The organism is Salinimicrobium oceani (genome assembly GCF_012037645.1).
Window position 1 is genome coordinate 1 of record NZ_JAAVJR010001119.1, and the last position, 357, is coordinate 357.

Annotated in this window: 1 protein-coding gene; it reads right to left on the reverse strand. The window is 41.7% G+C overall.

What is annotated here, in order from left to right; translation table 11 throughout:
* Positions 1 to 357, reverse strand: a 357-nt coding sequence (locus HC175_RS21060) for an energy transducer TonB (protein ID WP_209310169.1), incomplete at both ends; no start/stop codon positions are given.

Genomic DNA, 357 nt, shown 5'->3' on the forward strand with positions numbered 1-357 from the left:
CTGCCATTGAATTTTCAGAAATAACTTCCGTAGAAACGCTTTCAATTACTTCGGAAATTTCTGCGCCTGCTGAATTTAACTCCAGCGGAATTTTAACGGGCATGCGAAACTGCATATTGATCGCCCTGCCATTGTATGTAGCAGGGGAGATATTGGGTAAGGTCTTAAAAATGCGATTTACTTCCTCCTTTAGTTCAGGATAGGCGGCGTCTATATAAATGGTCTCAAAATCTCCATCCCTGGTTACTTCAAAAAGCACCACGAGCTCCCCCTCATAATTATCTTCTGAAACTGCCTCGGGCAATTTAAATTCCCGGAGCACCTTAGCTTTTAATGTACTCGAAAAACATTGTTCTT